This is a genomic window from Pseudomonas delhiensis (assembly GCF_900187975.1).
Taxonomy (GTDB): domain Bacteria; phylum Pseudomonadota; class Gammaproteobacteria; order Pseudomonadales; family Pseudomonadaceae; genus Pseudomonas; species Pseudomonas delhiensis.
Genome location: NZ_FZPC01000036.1, coordinates 1 through 18,971 on the forward strand (window position 1 = coordinate 1; position 18,971 = coordinate 18,971).

Annotated in this window: 8 protein-coding genes and 1 pseudogene; 5 read left to right on the top strand and 4 right to left on the bottom strand. The window is 57.2% G+C overall.

The genetic code is table 11. The features are described from left to right. Nucleotides 1-84: 84 nt before the first annotated feature. Together CHC02_RS25770 and CHC02_RS30055 are read left to right on the top strand one after the other, a co-directional pair. Nucleotides 85-1,260 (top strand): annotated as a pseudogene (locus tag CHC02_RS25770) (IS1182 family transposase); the annotation flags it as partial. A 611-nt stretch (nt 1,261-1,871) separates the two neighbouring features. After that, nucleotides 1,872-3,500: a hypothetical protein gene (locus CHC02_RS30055; protein ID WP_139210269.1), complete on the top strand. Its 1,629-nt coding sequence runs from the start codon at nt 1,872-1,874 to the stop codon at nt 3,498-3,500. A 552-nt stretch (nt 3,501-4,052) separates the two neighbouring features. Here the strand turns inward: CHC02_RS30055 and CHC02_RS30060 are convergent. Next, complete coding sequence (locus CHC02_RS30060) at nt 4,053-7,844, bottom strand: hypothetical protein (protein WP_139210270.1); 3,792 nt, start codon at nt 7,842-7,844, stop codon at nt 4,053-4,055. A 226-nt stretch (nt 7,845-8,070) separates the two neighbouring features. Between CHC02_RS30060 and CHC02_RS25785 the strand changes: the two genes are divergently transcribed. Beyond that, a complete protein-coding gene (locus tag CHC02_RS25785; protein ID WP_089394240.1) occupies nt 8,071-11,664 on the top strand; it encodes an AAA domain-containing protein in 3,594 nt (1,197 codons plus the stop codon). Between the two features lie 102 nt (nt 11,665-11,766). Here CHC02_RS25785 and CHC02_RS25790 read toward each other — a convergent pair whose 3' ends face one another. After that, nucleotides 11,767-13,170 carry a tyrosine-type recombinase/integrase gene (locus CHC02_RS25790; protein WP_089394241.1) on the bottom strand — a complete coding sequence of 468 codons (1,404 nt, stop codon included), beginning with the start codon at nt 13,168-13,170 and terminating at the stop codon, nt 11,767-11,769. 1,341 nt (nt 13,171-14,511) lie between these two features. Here CHC02_RS25790 and ltrA point away from each other — a divergent pair. Next, a complete protein-coding gene (gene ltrA, locus CHC02_RS25795) occupies nt 14,512-15,759 on the top strand; it encodes a group II intron reverse transcriptase/maturase (RefSeq protein ID WP_089394242.1) in 1,248 nt (415 codons plus the stop codon). A 328-nt stretch (nt 15,760-16,087) separates the two neighbouring features. On the opposite strand, the gene CHC02_RS25800 is transcribed toward ltrA, so the two are convergent. Then, nucleotides 16,088-17,419, bottom strand: a complete 1,332-nt coding sequence (locus CHC02_RS25800; protein ID WP_244161040.1) for an NAD(P)/FAD-dependent oxidoreductase — start codon at nt 17,417-17,419, stop codon at nt 16,088-16,090. Nucleotides 17,420-17,596: 177 nt separating this feature from the next. Between CHC02_RS25800 and CHC02_RS25805 the strand changes: the two genes are divergently transcribed. Next, nucleotides 17,597-18,139 carry a flavin reductase family protein gene (locus CHC02_RS25805; protein ID WP_089394243.1) on the top strand — a complete coding sequence of 181 codons (543 nt, stop codon included), beginning with the start codon at nt 17,597-17,599 and terminating at the stop codon, nt 18,137-18,139. 57 nt (nt 18,140-18,196) lie between these two features. Here the strand turns inward: CHC02_RS25805 and CHC02_RS25810 are convergent, their stop codons facing one another. Next, on the bottom strand, nt 18,197-18,937 hold the full coding sequence (locus tag CHC02_RS25810; protein WP_089394244.1) for a hypothetical protein: 741 nt from the start codon (nt 18,935-18,937) through the stop codon (nt 18,197-18,199). Nucleotides 18,938-18,971: the final 34 nt, after the last annotated feature.

Sequence of the window (18,971 nt, forward strand, 5' to 3'; positions counted from 1 at the left end):
CGGACGCATCATGACGGGGCTCCACTGGGAAAATGGGAGCCCAGCATCCGGAAGCAGGCAGTTCAAATGAAGGTGGGGTTTGTGGAGCGCTTACGTAACGTCGAGCTGATGTGGCTGACTGGTCGCCTGAAACCGGACTTCAAGACCATCGCTAACTTCCGCAAGGACAATGGCAAAGCCATTCGGGCTGTCTGCTGGCAGTTCGTGGTCCTGTGCCAACAGCTCGGTTTGTTCTCCGAAGCGCTGGTGGCTATCGGCGGCAGCAAGTTCAAGGCGGTCAACAATCGCGACCGCAACTTCACCAGTGCCAAGCTGCAACGGCGGATGGAAGAGATCGAGTCCAGCCTCAGCCGCTACCTCACTGCGCTGGACACTGCCGACCGGCAAGAACCAGCCGTTGCTCAGGTCAAAGTCGAACGCCTCCGCGACAAGATCGAGACCTTGAAAGCCAAGATGCAGGCGCTCAAGGAAATCGAGGTTCAGCTCAACGAAGCACCGGATAATCAGCTCTCCCTTACTGATCCCGATGCCCGCTCAAGGAAGACCCGTGGCAGCGGAATGGTTGGCTACAACGTGCAGGCAGCGGTCGACGCGAAGCACCACCTGATCGTGACCCACGAGGTCACAAACGACGGCGTTGATCGAGACCAACTGAGCTCGATGGCCAAGCAAGCGCGAGCAGCCATGGGTGTCGAGGTACTCTCGGCGGTCGCCGATAGAGGGTATTTCAAAAGCGAAGAAATCCTGGCGTGCCAGGAATCCGGAGTCACTGTTTTCGTACCCAAGACACTGACTTCTGGGGCGACAGCGGCGGGCCGCTTTGGCAAAGGTGATTTCATCTATGACGCAGCCAAGAACTAGTACCGATGCCCTGCTGGGCAAAGCCTGATTTGGCGTTTCTCAAGCGTCGAGAAAGGGCTGAAGCTGCACCGCTACTGGAGCTCGCATTGCCAAGGTTGTGCACTGAAGGAGCGCTGCACACCGAGCCCAGAGCGCCGGGTGAGTCGCTGGGAACATGAGACGGTGCTCGAGGATATGCAGTCCCGCTTGGATCAGGCGCCGGAGATGATGCGCATCCGGCGCCAGACGGTGGAGCATCCATTTGGCACGCTGAAGGCCTGGATGGGCGCCACCCATTTCCTCACCCGAACGCTCGACCGGGTAAGCACGGAAATGAGCCTGCATGTGCTCGCCTACAACTTCAAACGGGGGCTGAGTCTGCTGGGCAGCAGTGCGCTGATGGCAGCGATGAGGGCCTGAAACCCTCTTCGCGGCCTGATGAACTCGTCGTACAGCATCGCGGAAGCCGCAGATGCCAGAGTCAGTTGAATGACTCGGAGCGACACGCCACAAGTCCGCAGGGCCTCTGAGCGCCGCTAAAGCAATCCAATGACCAGCTATCCGCCACCCGCTGCGTTTTTACACGGTCTGGGCCACAAGCCGACATTCAAGAGCATCTGTCCCCCGGTACTTGGCAATCTCAGTTCACGAAGGCTTGAGCGGCACTAAGCGAAGAGTAACTCCTAGCCGCCCGCTCACTTGTATCGAGATAGACCAATGGTCAGGCGCTGTTGCGCATACAACGAACCGTGCTCCGCTTTCAGTCCAGACGGTGTAAAACGCAGCCAATGTCCCTGCTATCCTACCACCGGCAGTTGTAGAGAGGGGGACAGTCCATGAAGCGCTGCCAATACGGCGCGCAAACTGGATCGGCCGCGTATAACCGCATCAGGGGGTAACAGTCAGGAGCACGCAATTTTGTGCAAAGCGATTACCCTCTTTGGGGGCGACTGTTTCCAGATTGTAAAATCTCTACGAAAGGATAGATTACAAAATCCCCTTCCAAGAGTATGTAGAGGAGTTAATTGTGGATGATAAATGACTTGCAAGTGCAACAGGCTAACTGTTTCTACAACTACACAATAGGGCTAAATGTTACTGAAGTTGACCTTCTCAAGACAGCCACGAAATTTCTTAAGTCTGGCATAGTCAGGACCGTATGCTTCTCAGACTTGAAGGCCTTGTACCTTGATGAGCACGGTAAGCTCCAACTTGAATGGCTTCGACCGCAGGGGCGACAGTGGGATAGTCACTGGACAATTAGATTCAGCCAAAACCTGCCAAAGAACACTGCCGGCCACCTCTTCTTCTGCCTGGGGTTGTCTTTCAATGAGCAGCGTATAGAAAGCGCTGAAGCTAAACAGGTACCTCCACATTTTCGGGCAGCCCTACCGCCCCTAATTCTTGAGCGTGACGACTTGAGCCTGCCGATTTATCCATGGCTCAAGGTTTATGCTGATGGCATCATGTCCATTTCTTTCCAACTTGACGCCACAGGCGGCGATCTCACTGAAGAAAATTTTATTCAAGAGATCGTTAATTTGTTTCAGTGTTATTTTGATAGTATTTGGGTGCAAGCAGAAATCCAACGAATAGATGGTGAGCAGCTCTTGCCCAGTGCGTTCGTGGGTGAGATGTCAATTGGCGGCCAAGGCATAGTTGGACGAAAGGCCCGAAAGTTCGCTAAGGAAATGCGTCGAAGAGCGGAAGCAGTACTTGATAGATCCCTCGAAAAGGAAGGGCGGCGATTTGAATTAAACGGGGAATCATGGAGTCTGCACCAAATCGCCGGTTCGGAAGATAAAGTTGGATGGGAGGCAACTATTGATCTTTGCCGGTCCATATACACAAACGCAGTCACTTCGCAGATAATTGCAAAGGGCAACAGGAAGGGTAGGAAGGAAGTAGGAGTCCAACTATGGCAAGGTCGACCCTCGATTTCGCTGATGAGATTTGTGGACCAACCGAAATGTAAAGAAGAGCTATTCGAAAAATACAGCCATTCAATATCTAGAATCCTAATTCGCTCTCCTGGAGTTGACAGCCCCCCCTCACTTCCACCTGATTTGCGCCCCTTCGAAGATTATTGCTTTCACGGTAACAGATCGCTATTGCTCTGGACCTGGATGCGACCACTCAATGCGTCTGACGATGTAGGTGCAAACACTAGTGCTCACTGGCTGGAAAACCAAGCAAGGGCGGAGCACTTTGAATACCATAACATGCGAATTGCGAGAGCATGTGCAATCGCGAGCTCTACTCCGTCTGATGAACAACTTATACATGCCTACGAAACCCTAGCGGCAGCTGATTCTGTGATCCACCAATCAAGTCAATCTGGAGAGATTACAGACGCGCTCGAATACCTAATGGATGCTGCGGGAACGACAAGACTTATTGCATCGGGCAAAGAGCAGGCAAGATGGCGCTTGGATGAGCGGCGCTTTAGGAACGAAATCCGGCGGTCTCGTACGGATAGGTGGTTGACAGCTGTATTTGGGTTCGTCGGCGTTGCGGGGCTCGCAGACCTAGTCACTCGACCGCTATTGCACGCGACATATTCCGACTGGTCGGATTGGCTCACAGGGCTGGCTGCGTTCGCACTTGCATCACTCGTAGTAGGGGTTCTTTCCGTTCCTTTGTGGCTCTCTAATAAGTAGCTTGAGTCTAGGTAACTGAGCTCAAAAATCACCAAAATCGAACTTGCTGGCGCGTTCAGCCCTAGCTCCAATCACCTCTAATATCAGTAATTGGAATCTATTAAATTCTGGGCTTTCGCTTTTCGTAGAACGAGAGCATTCACCGCGATTTGACTCTGTAACTACGCCATCAATCAATCTCATTGACATGCGTGATGCTGGGTCGATAGTTGTCGGTGATCATGGTTCGCCCTAACTAGACGAATTATAGCCACCGGCAGCTCTTGGCCGTTTGCCGCCCTTTGCGGAGGGCCGCTTTGGGTTGTGGATTCAACTGACTCTCAGGTAGATTTTTGGTGGGAGATTGAGGTTGCTGCCTCGGACCTTCAGAAAAAGGTAAGCCGTTAGGCGTCGGGTGTTCCGGCATGGCCTGCCTTGCTTTAGGGTAAGCCATGTCGGTGCGCCAGGAACTGCAAAGCAAACCCAGTATTCGCCTCACGCTTACCGATTACACCGGATTTGACACGTATGCTTTATAACCATGATCGAGATGGGCATACGACTCCATGCGGATCAGATGCCTTTTTGCCTGCACTCGGCCGCAGTAAGATCCTGCTCAAGCAAAGCGTTCTGAAGTGTGAGCAGCGCAATCCAATCGGAGGTCAGTCGATTGCGCAGCAGTGCTGCCAGGCCCTTCGCTAGGGCGATTTGGCCGGCTGCCACATCCTCGCTGAATTTCCGCAGCTGCATCTGTACCGACGTTCCCTCGGCCTGCGCCTCGAATGCCTTGAGGGCCACCGCGAGCTGCCGTTCATGGTCTTGTCGTACAGCTTGCTCAGCGGTGGACCGGTTCTCTTCTCCCAGTCTGAAGCAACGCATGCCGTCGAGTTCTGTAATCAGCTCAATGCCTCGTTGCGCCTCTCGGGTTAGAGCATCGTTCAGCCGCGGCTGCTGGAGAGTTTCTAGCCAGTCGTCCCCAGAGTACGGGGATGCGAACAGTGAGCACCTCCCCTTTATAGTCAGACACGATAGTGCGAGATGCCCGATACGTGGCACGAACCAGACTTGGCGGCCTTCGCCAATGATCGTCTGAACCTGGGCGGCATGTGCTTCAATCCACGCCGGCCAATCACCTGGATATGAAATATCCGCAATGGCAAGGAAGTCCCTATTCGGCCAAGGTAAGGGAGTTTCCCAATCTGGACGCGTATGCAACTCAAGCTCGATAGATTGTCGCTTCAGCTCGGCTTCAATACTTTGCAGATAGCTCTCTGAGCTTGCCTGCAGCTGACGTTCAACGGCCATCCTGACACTACGCAAGGCGTCGTCCGGCAGAGCGTTACGGGCGATGGAGCGCCATTGCATCAGATTGAGGCCTTGAGTGCCGGTTTCGATGGCCAACAGGCGCAACGAAGTAATCAGGTTCTCCAATCGATCCAACAGTTTTTCAGGCGATCTCCCCAAAAGCTCCCAAGGTTCTACGCGTGCGTCACGCACATTTTTGAGCAAGTCGCCGACCCATAGGACGAACGCACCGTAATTATCCGGCAACTTGATGAAGCGTCGAATCAAATCGGCAGAGCAATGGAAAAGCAGATTTTGCAGCGGTGTGCTGTGCTCGGCCGGGGCACCGCCGTTTGGGGAGGCGTCTCGTGGAGGAGTCAGTTGGCGAGAGGTGTCGTGAATGTTGCCTAAGCGATCGAGTATCTTCGCTTGGGGCGGTTTGCCGCGCAGGGTGGTATCCACTATGCGCTCCAGTGCGGGTAGCAAGCGTTCTAGCATGTCATACGAACGATGCAGATAGTCGGTGTAGCTATCGTTGCCAACCAACCGTGCTGCCGCAGCGACCCAGCGTTTGTTCCACGCGGGTAGTGCAGTGAAAGGTGTGTTCTTCCGAGGGATGCGTTTGCTGGCATCCGGTAATTCGGATCGGAGGCCATCGGCCGCAATTGCGTCGACGGCCGCTACCGTTGCGCTTGGGTCAAGCCCAAGCAGCGTGGCGCAGAGTGGTGCCACCTCATCATTGAGTCGAGCCTGTGCGGAGGGTGCAACGTAGTAAATGATGCTGCGTAGAAGACGCCCTTCGGGTGCTGCTTCTATGGTAACTGGCCCTGCCCAGGGCAATTCGTGTGGGACGCGCCCCAGTAAGCGGTTGCGCATCGGTGCCTCCACCCAGCCCGATGTGATGCGCGGGTCTATTAGATGAACAGCGCCCAGTAGATCGGCAAGGTCGCCGAGATTGACTGCGTCGAAATTGGGTTTCACCGCCAGCAGTGACGATCGCAAAGTTTCCGGCAGCTCCATGCCGACCAGTGCCCCGATGAGTGCTCGAAGGCGGTGGATATCAGAGGTGGTGACCATCTGATGCAAGGAGGTTCGAGAAAGGGCGGATAATAGATTCATTCGTGGGTCCACGGCTGATCGGGTGCGCAATACACTTACGGCATTACTCAGGCGATCCGGTAGTGGCATCAAGGAAGTATCCATGTTCGCCACTGCGAACATGGCGGCTAGGGTGATTTGGGACGGTTCCAGTCCGTCCGATAGAGCTTCCTGCACCCAAGTTCGCAGTGTTGCCTCGATATGAGCCTGGCCCATGCCGGACAGTGCTGTGACCAGGGCGACGGGATCCTGCTCGCGTTCCAGTCGTGAGGCGAGGGCCGCGACGAAAGCGCTTGTCGCGCTGGGATGATTCACCAACACGTGGGCGGTCAAGGCTTCCAAGCTATCGCTGTGCACGGAATGAACCGCCTCGGCCACTGTTAGCGATGGCGCCTGTGGTGGGTAAGCATGGCAAAGGTCGAAGAGCATTGCCGAACGCAGTTGGTGAAGGCCTCCGATGCGTCCATCTTCCTTCGCAGCAACGAGATGCTCATCAATCAGACGGCGCAGGCCCCGCCCCAGATCACCGTGCGCGATATTCAGCACCGTAGACAACCGTTCAGCATCAATCGTGGCGCCCGCCATGCCGGCGAGCGAGGTAACGCGAAGGATGGTCAATTCGGTATCGCGAGATTCGCGCAGCCGTCGATCCACTTGCTCGCGGAGTACCGCTTCGATCCGGTCCCCTCGCGTCAATATATGTGTGTATTCAAGCAGGAGTCCGCCGCTTCGCTCCCAAGGTTCGCGCCAACCCACCCAAGAGGTCCGGCCTTGATCGAGCAGCCGGCGCCAAATCCGTTCCGCCACTGCCTCTTCAACGGGAGGGCGAACTTCTTTTGCGCTCGCTCGGGCAGTCAGCATGAAAACATCTTCTTCTCGGATCGAGCCGAGCAGCAAAATCCCGCTACCGCTTCCTACCTCCTTACTCAAACCATCCCATAGACTGCTGCCCCCGCGACCGACATCGTCCAGGATGAAACCGAGTGGTGCGGCAGGGGATGCCCTCAATGCCTGGGCGAGGCGCATGAACAGGTGTGCGTCGGCCGCATCGCCGCGCTTGATTTCGAACCAGCGCACGGTATGCCGGATCGCACGCGCAGCCTCCCACATAAGCGCCGATTTGCCGCTACCCGATTGGCCCACGATCAACGTGGCGCCACTGGTTTCCAGAGCGTCGAGAACTATGCTGCGCGTCTCCGGTCGTTCGGCGACCAGACCGGCCGCGAGGTGGCCCGGGCGTGTATTGATGCCTTGATAAAAGCTGGGGTCATCCGTGGGTGTTAGGAAATCGAGCGCCTCGCAGAGTCCGTCGCGCAATGCTGTCTCCATGCCGCTTAGGTCGAGGATCGGCGCGATCCTGCGCACACACGCCTCCATGTCAGATACGGCCAGGCCTGCATAGCGGGTGTCTTTGACCACTCCATTGGCATCGGCCAAGCCGCCGATGCTGCTGAGTAGCTCAGCGTAATGGACCTGTGCAGCCAAGGGGGCGCAAGACGTAATTCGGCTGATGGATCTCAGCGCGACTTCAAAGGGGGCGGGGGTAATCCAAACAAGGGTGCGAGGCGCGAGCGAGTTCCAACGTGGGTCGCTCGCCATGGCCTTGGCCAGGCCCAGATGATCGGCCAGCCTGTGGTCAATGGGAGGTCCTTCTGTAATCGGCTGTTCTATGACTAGGATCAAATCATCGGCAAGGGGATAGGAGGCCCCCTCGTTTCTATGCCAAAGCTCACGGACAAAGTTTGCCGCCTCACTAATCGAGAAAGGCCCCAGATGGTCGCGCCGTGATTTCACCTGTACGAGGGCGGAGCGCGTCGCTCCGCGAAGCTCATAATCGTCTTGGCCCTCGGGTATCACTTCGCCGTATGGTAGTGCTCCGCTCCAGCACTGTGTCGCCAGCCAAACGCCGACAGCATCCTGATAGCGGAAGCCACGCCCAGCATGCGATCCTGCACGCGATGCACCATACTTCGAACCATTCATACAACTCTATCCTCGCTTTGAATCGCCCTTAGTCTCTCGCTATGGCGTTTTTTTCTACAATGACCAACTGCAGCGCAGTTCCAGGCATGCATTCCATTGTGCATACCGATTTGGCCAGCCATGCCTACAAGGCTCCAGGCAGTGATGGAGAGGGTATGGCTGTATGCTACTAGTTGAGCGTTGACGTAGAATCCTAAGCTACATTCGCTCAGGCTCGGATGAGGTTATGCAAGGCAAGCAGCAAGACATGGAGGTTTTGGATGGTTGGCGTGCGTTCGTTGAAGCGACCGGAATAGCCAAGAGCCGAATCAAGGAAGCTGATGTCCATGAGCATCAGCAGATCAAGCTCAACAGGAAAAGCCTCCAGGAGGACGACCTGGGGTTCTGCTTTTCTCTATCCGGCGCTCAAGCGTCTACCCTAAAGGGTCGTTTCACCAAGCCGGATAAGCAGGGGCGAGTGCAATCCGACCCACTACAGCTCGGCTTTCCGTTGCTGCGTGTCACCGAAGGCTCGAAAGCCTTTTTCATTCCGCTTTTTCGCTATTCGTTGCCCGATACCTGGCATAGCGAGGAGTCACAGTTGTTCACTGTGCCGGTGAAGCAAGGCTCCGAAGTCGCGCCGAACATTGATGCTTTCCGCCTGTACCTGGATATTGATGTTCAGGAGCTGGGGGCCGAGCGGCACATGATGAGCATCGCTGCCGCCTGCATGGAGGATACGCAGGCGAGTTTTAGTGAGCTTTTCAGTGCATTTCTGCGTTGGATCAAACAGCGTTTGGACGACTTAAGCGAAAGCTCAGCCAAAAGCGCGATGGCCTCCCTGGAGCTGGCTTTCACCGCGATCATCTGTCCGGAAGCGAATTCTGACTTCAACACCAGGGAGCAGTTGAAGGATTACGAGGTGCTCCTACAGCGCTCCAACCTGCAGGGATTGCCTTTACTTCGGCAGTACATTGAGCACCGCTTTGCCGAAACAGCTTCAACGCCTTCCTCGCCCTTGCGTCCTCCCTATGGCCTGTTCGAGCACCAGTATCCCTTGGGGCGTGGACAGATGATGGCGCTTGCTCAGATTTCGAGTGGAGCGTCATTGTCGGCTGTGCAGGGGGCTCCGGGTACGGGCAAGACAACCCTGTTCAAGTCACTCATTGCCAGTCAGATCGTGGAGCGGGCACTAGCATGCATTGGTGGCAATGATCGTAATCTGGGGTTGGTTGTTACCTCCACGGCCAAAAAGGCCGTAGAAAATGTTATCGATGATCTTCGCGGCGATGCTTACCTGGAGAACATCAACTGGCTGTATTTCCAAGGAGGAGATAGTGGCCAGGTGACTAATGAGCTCCAGCGTGTAAGTGCGTTGCTACGGCAGCTTGATACTGAACTCCACGATCAGGGCAAGCAGAAGGTGTTGGCAGCGAGGATCACCGAGAATCAGCGCTTGATTGATGTCTGTCTGAATCGATTCGAGGCGCTGAAAAAACAGCTCGACGTGGCGACTGCGCCCTTGAAGGGGGCGTCGCCTGAAGCCTATGAGGCGCAATTAAGACTGCTCGGAAGTGATGTATCTCGACGGTGCTCGGAGTTGGGTTTCTCCGTTGAGCGGGGGGTAGACATTGCTCAGCAATGTGCCGATGCTCTCTCCGGCCTCGACGCCCAAAAGGTTGAGTATGCACACGCCCAAAGGTGGCTGTCTGGCGGCTATGGCAAATTGGTTGGTGCTCCTTTCCCTCTGGAGAATTACCGTGACTGGTTGAGCAGCTCACTGAGCGAAAACCTTCAGCACCATTTTGCTGAGCACCCAACGAGTGGATTGGGGCTACTACTGGCCAGGTGGTTCGGCGGCAAGTACCGAGCGGCACGGAAGCATCTACACAAGGCCTACCCTGAGGATTTCTCGAATTACGGTTTGAGCGGCCTCGATCAGGTGCAGTTGGCGAAGCTTGCACGCAACCGCAAGGAGCTACTCGCAACAGCTGACATTGATCAGCTATTGAAAGCCGCGAGGTGGGAGGAGACCGACGCAGAGAAGGAGAGAGAGCGGGCTTTAAAGCAGCTTTCAACTGACTTATCTGGGCTCGCATCTCGCATCGCTAATTTGCATCGCTATAAAGAGGCAAAACGTGCCCTGCAAGACGAGTTTCCTGAGGGCGATTGGTTCGAAGTGCTGCGTATGCGCTTTATCGCGGAGCAGCGCGTACTGTTCGAGTGTGCGATTGACTACCTCTGGCAGGAGTTGCTGCGACAGAAGGCCTCAGTACGTCAGGTACTGTCGCTTTGGAGCAGCATGCTCAGTGGCAAGCAAGACAGTGGGTACTACCGGTGGAAGGACAAGCTGGAGGAGTTCTATCGCTTTATCAGCCTGGCCTACCCGGTGATGGCATCGACCTTGGCGTCGGTGCATAAATTAGCCGGCTACAAACTCTCTGACTTGAATGGGGTCACACCGTACCAACTAAGCCTTGTGGATGAGGCGGGCATGATTTCGGTGGAATCGCTGGTTCCGCTGCTGGCCCGCAGTCAAAGGGCAATCGTTGTAGGTGACCCCTTGCAGATCGAGCCCATACGCTCGTTGGATAAGGTGGCGGCAGAAAAGCTGAGAGCCCGGTACTTCGAAAACAACACTCTCTATGAAGCGGTCTCGCCAATGCTAGTCACGGCCTATCACCGAGCGGCTGGTACCTTGACCGGCAGCGTCGCCGATATTGGAAATGGCATAGTTCTAGACGAGCACCGACGTTGTCAGTCGCCAATCGCCGCGCTGTTTATGAGCATTGCCGAGTACAGTGGGGTGCAGGTGCACACCGCAACAGCTGACCCCAGAATTCAGGCTGCCTGTACCAACATGGGTGGCTTCAACCTGATGTTCTACGGGGTTCAAGGGCGTCGAGGTCTTATGCCCAATACCAACCAGGATGAAGTGGACGCCATTGGTTTGTTGTTGGACAAACTTGAGGCGGCCGGGTACGACCTGACCCGAGATGTTGGGATCATCACGCCGTACTCCAACCAGAAGAATCTGCTCATCAAGGCCTATGGTGAACGCCTCAAGCACCGCCAGACACTCAAGATCGGTTCGGTGCATCAGTTCCAGGGCGTTGGGTTTGAGGTGATCATCTACTCACCTGTGATCTTCCAGCGCACCGACCGTGATGCCTTCCAGAACAGCAAGCCCAATCTTCTGAACGTTGCGGTGTCACGTGCCAAGCAACAGTTTATTGTGGTCGGTAACCAGCAGCGCCTTCTGGCTGCAGGCAAGTCTCTGGCCCGAATGGCTGAGATCTGTGCAGAATCGTTCATCGTCAACATGGAGCATCAGAGCCCTTCCTTCGAGAGCGCCAGTCCCCGCGGTGTGAAGCACTATTTTGACTGCGAGCACATTACGGCGTTTGAATCGCTCGCCTCCTCAAGCCAGCATTCATTTACGGTAGTCGTCCCCTGGATTCGTCAAGGATCTAGCTCCAATCATCCTCCATTGAAGATACTTCGCGCAGCCCAGGAGCGTGGTGTTGCGGTCACCGTTTATTACGGTCACGACTGGGCTCACAAGGCAGATGCAGATGATGGAGACCCGGGCCTTATCCTGGCTTATCGCCGTCAGTTGGGGGAGGAGAATGTCATTCGTTTGCCCGGAGGAACTCACGAGAAGATCCTTCTAGTCGACGAACAAGTAGCAACGGTGGGAAGCTGGAATTGGCTTTCGCACAGTTACTATCGCTACTGCGCCATGCCTGATTGGCAGAGCTTATCGTTACGGCGGGAGACTAGTGTAGAGCTGCGAGATCCTTATTTGATTGCGCAGTTGAAAGCACGTATTGCTCGATAGTTGAGTGAGGGCTGAGTTACCCTTAGTTTTGTCGGCGGTCCCAAGGCATCAGCTCTAGATCATACGTCTTCCACTGCAAGCGTTAGCTATTGGCTGGTCTAACTAAGGCAGCATCCTCATCGAGGATGCTGCCTGGATAGTTTCTAGCCTCTCTCCCAGAAGGCACCATGCCTGGGTTTTTTCTTTGGCGTAGTCATGATGCAGATAATGTCGACGGACCTTTGAGCCACCTAGCAAGTGATTCTGGCAGCGGTCGATGATCTCCAGCGTCACACCGAGCTCCTGCATCATGGTAGCGCCTGTGCGACGCAGGTCGTGAGGCGTCCATTCACCTTTAGCGCCTCTGCTCAGCACGAGTGAGTCGTCGTGGTGGCGGCCAGCTAAGGGCTTGCTGCGGTTCTTAAAGCGGCACTGCCGGTCACCGATCAATTTGCTGACTGTCTTGGTGTCGACATGGCTTTTTTCGTCCTTGCTGGGGAAGCAGAAGGGCGTGTGTCCAGTTTCTTCTTTCAGGCGCTTGAACTGCTTCAGCGCGAATGACGACAGAAACACATGATGGTCCTGGCGCTTGCCCTTATGCCCTTTGGTGGCCTCGGCGGGGATAAACCAGGTGCCTTTCTCCAGATCCACATGCCGCCATTCTGATTTGAGCAGCTCGCCGATACGGCAGAGAGTGCTCAGGCAGATCCAGACGGCGCATTGCACACGTGGATTGACTGGGCGGATGCCGGAGTATTTCTGGCCGGCGGGGAGGGCGTCGTAGTCGCGCTCCAAACGGGCGAAGATGTCGCGCAACTCGCGGATTTCGTCAGGGGAAAGCAGTCGGTCGCGTTGTTCCTGGTAGTCGTGGTCGAGCAGTTTGTTGACGTCTATCAGGTCGGCTGGATTGCCGTCGGCCATCAGGGTCCGCCACGGCTTGCGTTTCTCGGCCCAGCGCAGCATCTGGCCGATGTCCTTGCTGCGGATTACCACGGTACGGTTCAGGCCGCGGGCTTTGACCGAGCGGAGTACGTTGAGCAGGTCTTTCTCGGTCAGGGTGCGCAGCGGCTTCTTGCCAATGAGTGGGAGCACGTCCTTGGTGAAGCTTCGGCGCAGTTCGGCGTTGCCGTCCTGGCGCGATACGCCGTCGCGCATCCACTCCTCGAAGAGGTCGGCGACTGTCTTGTTCTCCGCTGCCTGGCGCTCAGCTTCGGCAATGGTGGCCGCGATAGCAGCTTGGGCTTCGATCTTGGCAGCCTTGCGGGCGGCAGTGGGATCAATCCCCTTGGTGACTATCGCTTTCACTTCGTCGCGCTCGGCGCGAATCTGAGCCAACGACTTCTTGGGCCAACTGCCCAGGCGGTGATCGCGTTTGGCTCCGTCCAGTTTGAACTCATAGCGAAACAGGACAGTGACGCCTCGTACCCCGGCGCGAACCTTGGCGACCAGCCCGCCGTCTTCACGCAGTGTCTTGCCGTCGTCGGCCGCGGTGAGTGCCTCCAGTTGCTTCGCCGTCAGTTTTGCCACCTTCTACCCCTTGCCCGATTCGGTTGCCTTGGAATTTTGCCCCACTTTTGCCCCACCGAATCGCTTGGCTGTCGGTGGATGCTCATGGATCGTAATGGACGCTAATTTAGCCTGTATGCCCCGTATTTACTAGGCTGTAGGCGTTCCGGCAGCGTCCATGGGCATCCATGGAAATCCACCAAATAAGCGCATGGGGTGCAAGGGGTAGGGTGTTTGAAGCGTTCTGTTTGGGTTTCTGGTTGACGCAAATCGCGCACAAAACCATCGAGTGAACACGCTGATATCCAAGTCTGGAACCACGTCCGTCCAGATCACCCAGCTTGACCGCCTGGCAGGCAGTGCTCTTCGATAAGCTCGGACGTAACCCAGAAGCGAATTCAGGCGGTGTCGCTGCAGAAGTCGGTGACGTGGTCATGCAAGCCGCTGGGACCAAGGCTCTGGCCGATGCTGCGAAGGAGGCGAACTTCCAGGCTGGGAATAGGGCAGCTGTGGCTGCCCATCTGGTTGACCTATCACGCTGTCTGCTCCATACCCGCTGATAGCTTAACCCTTGCCTCTGGTATGGAATTGCAACCACTACCCAGCAAAACCAGCCGACCCCCACCAGCCCCCACCCAGCAGAAATCGGCCCCCAACATCCCAACCCCCTCACGTCCCAGTCTTGACCATCGTCCAGATCCGCGTACGCATCCGCTCAAGCCGCAAGGGCAGGAGCCAGAAAGGTACACGGAAAGGAGATAGATTTATGTGCGCCAGGCAAAGCTTGGTCGCCTTGGGATTGACGGCGTAAGCCGTCATGAAATGGCGTAAGAAACCCAGCGGGTACCAACCCCGCCCGGTAAAGGTTAGCCACCGACCGGAAGCGAGTCTTGCGTGGTGGCCGGGTAACCGGCGCTGCGAAGCGTAGACAGCGAGCGTATAGGCCGTGTGATTGAGCCTCGAAATGTCCGCAGCGTGGAAGCCGACGCCCTATAAATGGCGGAAGGCTGCATGGAGATGCTGCAATGGCTTGGCATTGAAGTTCCACCGGGGTCAGAGAGCAGGGCATGTGCGCATGGGGGTTTCCCAGGAACCTGGGAGGCCCGTTGCGTTCCTCCATCCAGTACCGGTACCGGAAAGACCGGAACCGAACTTTCCAGGCCTGCGGTGGTGGTGTCGATCCGCCGCAGGAGCGACACAATCGACATGGTGGGGGTACGGCAGTGCGACGAGAAAGGAGCATGGTCGGAAGAGGCAACGGGAGTCGGAACGCTGCGTAGTACCGCTGAAGCCGGGGAACAGACCCGACTGGAGCCGGTGGAGGGAAGGCGGCGTCGGTAACAGGAATCGCAGGGGGGAAACATGACAGGTGCCCAGGAACCTGAGGATGTGTACACGAAACACCTGCGACTAGCACGGCAGGCACGAAATCACCCGGACAGGGCATTCACGTCACTGGCTCAACATATCGACCTTGCCTGGTTGCACGAGGCGTATCGACGTACCCGCAAGCAGGGGGCGACCGGTATCGACGGGCAAAGCGCGAAAGACTATGCCCGTCATCTGGAGGCGAACCTGCAAGGGCTGCTGGAGCGTGCCAAGAGCGGTACGTACCAGGCCCCGGCGGTACGTCGGGTGCATATCCCGAAAGGCGATGGCAAAAGCACGCGGCCCATCGGCATTTCGACGTTCGAGGACAAACTGCTCCAACGGGCGGTGGCTATGGTGCTGGAGCCACTCTACGAGCAGGATTTCCATCCTGACTCTTATGGGTTTCGGCCAGGCCGTTCGGCTCATCAGGCCTTGGAAGTGTTGTACCAGCGTCTGAGGACCATGGGCGGTGGCTGGGTGCTGGAGTTGGACATACGGTCGTATTTCGACACGATCGACCACGCTCTGCTGCGGGAGTTCGTGCAGCGACGGGTAAAGGATGGTGTGCTCAACCGCTTGATCGGCAAATGGCTGAAGGCGGGCGTGATGGAACACGGGCAATGGCAACGCATGGAGGCCGGTTCACCTCAAGGCGGTGTGATCTCGCCATTGCTGGCGAATCTCTATCTCCACCATGTGTTGGATGTCTGGTTCGAACGCGAAGTGAAGCCGCGGTTGGTTGGCAGCAGTTTTATGCTGCGATATGCCGATGACGCGGTGCTGGTTTTCGCCAACGAGCGGGACGCCCGGCGGGTAATGGAGGTACTGCCCAAGCGTTTCGGCCGGTTTGGTCTGGAGTTGCATCCGGAGAAGACGCGGTTGGTGGGTTTCAAGCCCGGAATCCCAGGTCGAGGCAGAAGCTTCGATCTGCTGGGATTCACTCACTACTGGGGGCGATCCAAGTCAGTCTGTTGGACGATTTATCGGAAAACGGCCAAGGATCGCTTTCGGCGAATGCTCAGGCAGATCAGCCGATGGTGCCGTGCGAATCGGCATCAATTCGTGCGAGACCAACACGTGCAACTGGTTCGCAAGCTGAGAGGGCACTTCGCCTACTTTGGGATTCGCGGTAACTATCGGTCGCTGGGTGTTCTACGTTTTCGCGTCGAGCGCATTTGGATCAAGTGGTTGTCGCGTAGGTCGCAGCGCGGGAGGTTGAATTGGGAGAAAGCAGCGTAGCTATTAAAGTTGCTTCCCGTGCCAGCACCACGGATTAGCAAACCCTGTTACTGAGGAGCCGGATGCGTGAATTGCGCACGTCCGGATCTGTGGGAGGCCGGCTCAGGTAACTGGCCGGTCCACCCGACTTTCTCTACTCTAAGCGTCCGCTTCTGGCCGATTTCGGCCCCTTTCGACAGGTTGCTTCTGATCCGGTGACCATGGTTCGCATGCTAAGGACGAACCTTACTGATGGTCAGCAACAGGACTGCTATCGGCTCAATTCAAAGGATGCTGGCATCGCATCGCCGGTCTGGTATTCAGACCGGCGATGCGGATTGCTACCAGCTCACATCCCCTTCAGGTTTCGCTCCTCCCACCAATCCCGCGTCTTGAGCGCCTGCCGAGCCACCCGGCCGCCCAGGAAGAAGAACGTATCGCCGGCCATCGGGATGGATTTCCTGTTCATGATCCAGAAGTCCGTCAGTTCGGTCTTCTCGCCGTTGAGCAGGTCCGCGATGGTTCTGCCGTTGAGGTGGGTCAGTGCGACGCCGTGGCCGAAGCAGCCGCCCGAGTAGATGATGCGTTCGTCGCCGACGAAGCTGATTTCAGGGACCATGTCCACGTTCACCGAGACCGGGCCGCCCCAGCGGTAGGCGATGCGTACGTCCTTCAGCTGGGGGTAGATCCACTTCAGGTGGGCTTCGCAGTGTTGCCAGCTCATGGGCGAGGGGACCTCGTCCATCGGCGGCGTTCTGTAGACGATCGCGTCGCCGCCGCCCATGAGGATCCGGCCGTCCACGGTGGGGCGGAAGTAAGGCAGCATCTGTCGGTTGTCGCCGAACGACTGCCGGTCCTTCCAGCCGATGTTTTGCCATTGTCGGTCGCTGAGTGGCTCGGTCACGATCTGGTAGGTCCAGAGCGGGAACTGCCGGGTCTTGAGCGCGCGGGTATCCGGCACCTGCCGTGAGTAGGCGTTGGTCGCCACCACTAGCTTGTCGGCTGTGACCTTGCCCTGTGGTGTTGTGAGGCCGATGGCGGAGGCCGTTCTTTCGATGTTCGTCACGGGCGTCGTTTCGTAGATCGTGACGCCCGCCGACTCGGGCAGCCTCTTGAGTGCGTGCACCTGCTTGTAGGGGTTGAGATAGGCGGTGCCGGATTCATAGATGCCGCTGTTGAAGCGTTCGGAATGGAAGTCCTGCTGAACCTGTGACTTCTCCCGCCAGCGCATGTCGCCGTCGAGGCCCAGTTCCTGGAACAACTGATAGCTCTTTTTCAGGCGATTGGCCTGCTGCTCCGAGTAGCTCATGCGAACCAGGCCGTTGTGGCGGTAATCGCAGTCGAGGCCGTTTTCCTCGATCAGGCTCCTGGTATGGGCCACCGCCTTCTCCAGGTACCGGTGCGCCTCGATCATCTTTTGCTTTCCCCAGCGCAGCAGCACCATTTCGGGCTCCAGGCCGAACATCCTGGTGCTGAAGCCGGCGTTGCGGCCGCTGGCGCCGAAGCCGACGACGGCGGCTTCGAGCACCACCACTCGGGCGTTGGGGTTGTCCCGCTTGAACTGCCAGGCGGTATTCAGGCCGGTGTAGCTGGTGCCAATGATTCGGCTGGCGCTGGCCGGCCGACATTCGGAAATGCGTGCCTGCGCGGAAGGTTTTTTCCTGAAGCATGAAGGTTCCACTTCCAGGCCCGGACAGGGTGCCAGGCAGGTATCCGCAAGCTGAGTGCGAGTCCAGTGACGTGGCTTGGGGAAAACGCCTACGCTATTACTTCCCACGCCCCTGGGGAGGGGGGAAGAAAGGCCACACCACCAGTGGTCTCCATCCCTCGCCGTAGCACGCAACGAGGAACCCTCGTCATGAAAGCGCTGACGCTGGAGAAGGCCTTCACCCTCCTGGAGCCCGGCCCGGTGGTATTGGTCACCACTTGCGACGACGGTCAGCGCAACATCATGACCCTGTCCTGGACCATGGTGGTCGACTTCACCCCACGCTTCGCCCTTACCACCGGGCCCTGGAACTACTCCTACACCGCCCTGGAGAAGACCCGCGAGTGCGTCATCGCCATTCCCACCGTGGACCTGCTCGACACCGTGGTCGGCATAGGCACCTGCTCCGGCGCCGACACCGACAAGTTCGCCCGCTTCGGGCTGACCGCCCTGCCAGCTAGGCATGTCGGCGCCCCGCTGATTGGCGAGTGCCTGGCGAACATCGAGTGCCGGGTGGTCGACGTGGTCGAGCGGCACAACATAGTGGTGCTCGACGGCATCGCCGCCTATGTCGATTCCAGGCGCGAGGAGCGTCGTACCCTGCATGCGGTCGGTGATGGCACCTTCGTGGTGGATGGCGAGATGCTGGACCGGCGCAAGGCGATGCGCTCGAAGTTGCCGCCTGGTGTCTAGGTGGTTGGGGGTGGTTACGGCAGAGCCGTGGGGCTTGGCATTGAGTCCGAATCTTTCCTAGCCGAGTGTCCGTGACAGCCAGGCGATCAACCTGGCCAGCCAGAAGCGCTGGCGCCACGCGCGAATCTGCGGCAGGTTCTCGAAGATGAATGGTTTGGCGCGGCTGCGTTCCTGGCTGGCAAGTGATTTGAGCGCAGGAATGGCATTGCGCAGGTAGTACACGTAGTACAGGGAGGTGACTGCGAAGAATCCATAGAGCCAGAGCGCGACATGGGCCTTGTCAGCGGGTTCGCCTAGCATTGCCATCACCGTGGCGGAAAGCGCGGCTACGATACCGCCGGTCCAAGCACCAAGGCTTTTGTCGTCTTCGGAGTAGCTGACCTGTTCGTGACGGACCTGAAACGGTGAAGTGAACTTGCGGCGGAGCCCTACCAGCCAGTAGGCCGCTATCGTCAGCCCACTGGGGACGAGGGCCATACCGAGTGCCTGCAACTGCGGTTGTCCACCCAGGCGCTGAAAAGCCGCGATCCCCATTACCAGGCCCAGCATCGGGCAGACTGCGAGCCAGTTGATGAGTGCGGTACTGGCAAAATCGAGGAAACGTTCGCTGACGCAAGATACTCGCAGAAAACGCACGAAGGCCCACATGCAAATCAGCAGGTAGGGCAGCAGAAGCATCGGCATCAGGCCGACGGCTGCGCCACCTATCAGCACCCAGCAGAGCAAGCCGGAAAGCAATTGCCTGAAGAATCGGTTCGGGTCGGGTGTGAGCATCCTGTCTTTCAATCGGATATCCATAAAGCACCCCTGCTGTGTCGCTGGGGTGGAAATT

Excerpts from the sequence above, each read along its gene's own strand:
- CHC02_RS25805 (WP_089394243.1), top strand. The coding sequence starts at position 17,597 with ATGAAAGCGCTGACGCTGGAGAAGGCCTTCACCCTCCTGGAGCCCGGC.
- CHC02_RS30055 (WP_139210269.1), top strand. The coding sequence starts at position 1,872 with ATGATAAATGACTTGCAAGTGCAACAGGCTAACTGTTTCTACAACTAC.
- CHC02_RS25810 (WP_089394244.1), bottom strand. The coding sequence starts at position 18,937 with ATGGATATCCGATTGAAAGACAGGATGCTCACACCCGACCCGAACCGA.
- CHC02_RS25785 (WP_089394240.1), top strand. The coding sequence starts at position 8,071 with ATGCAAGGCAAGCAGCAAGACATGGAGGTTTTGGATGGTTGGCGTGCG.
- CHC02_RS30060 (WP_139210270.1), bottom strand. The coding sequence starts at position 7,844 with ATGAATGGTTCGAAGTATGGTGCATCGCGTGCAGGATCGCATGCTGGG.
- ltrA (WP_089394242.1), top strand. The coding sequence starts at position 14,512 with ATGACAGGTGCCCAGGAACCTGAGGATGTGTACACGAAACACCTGCGA.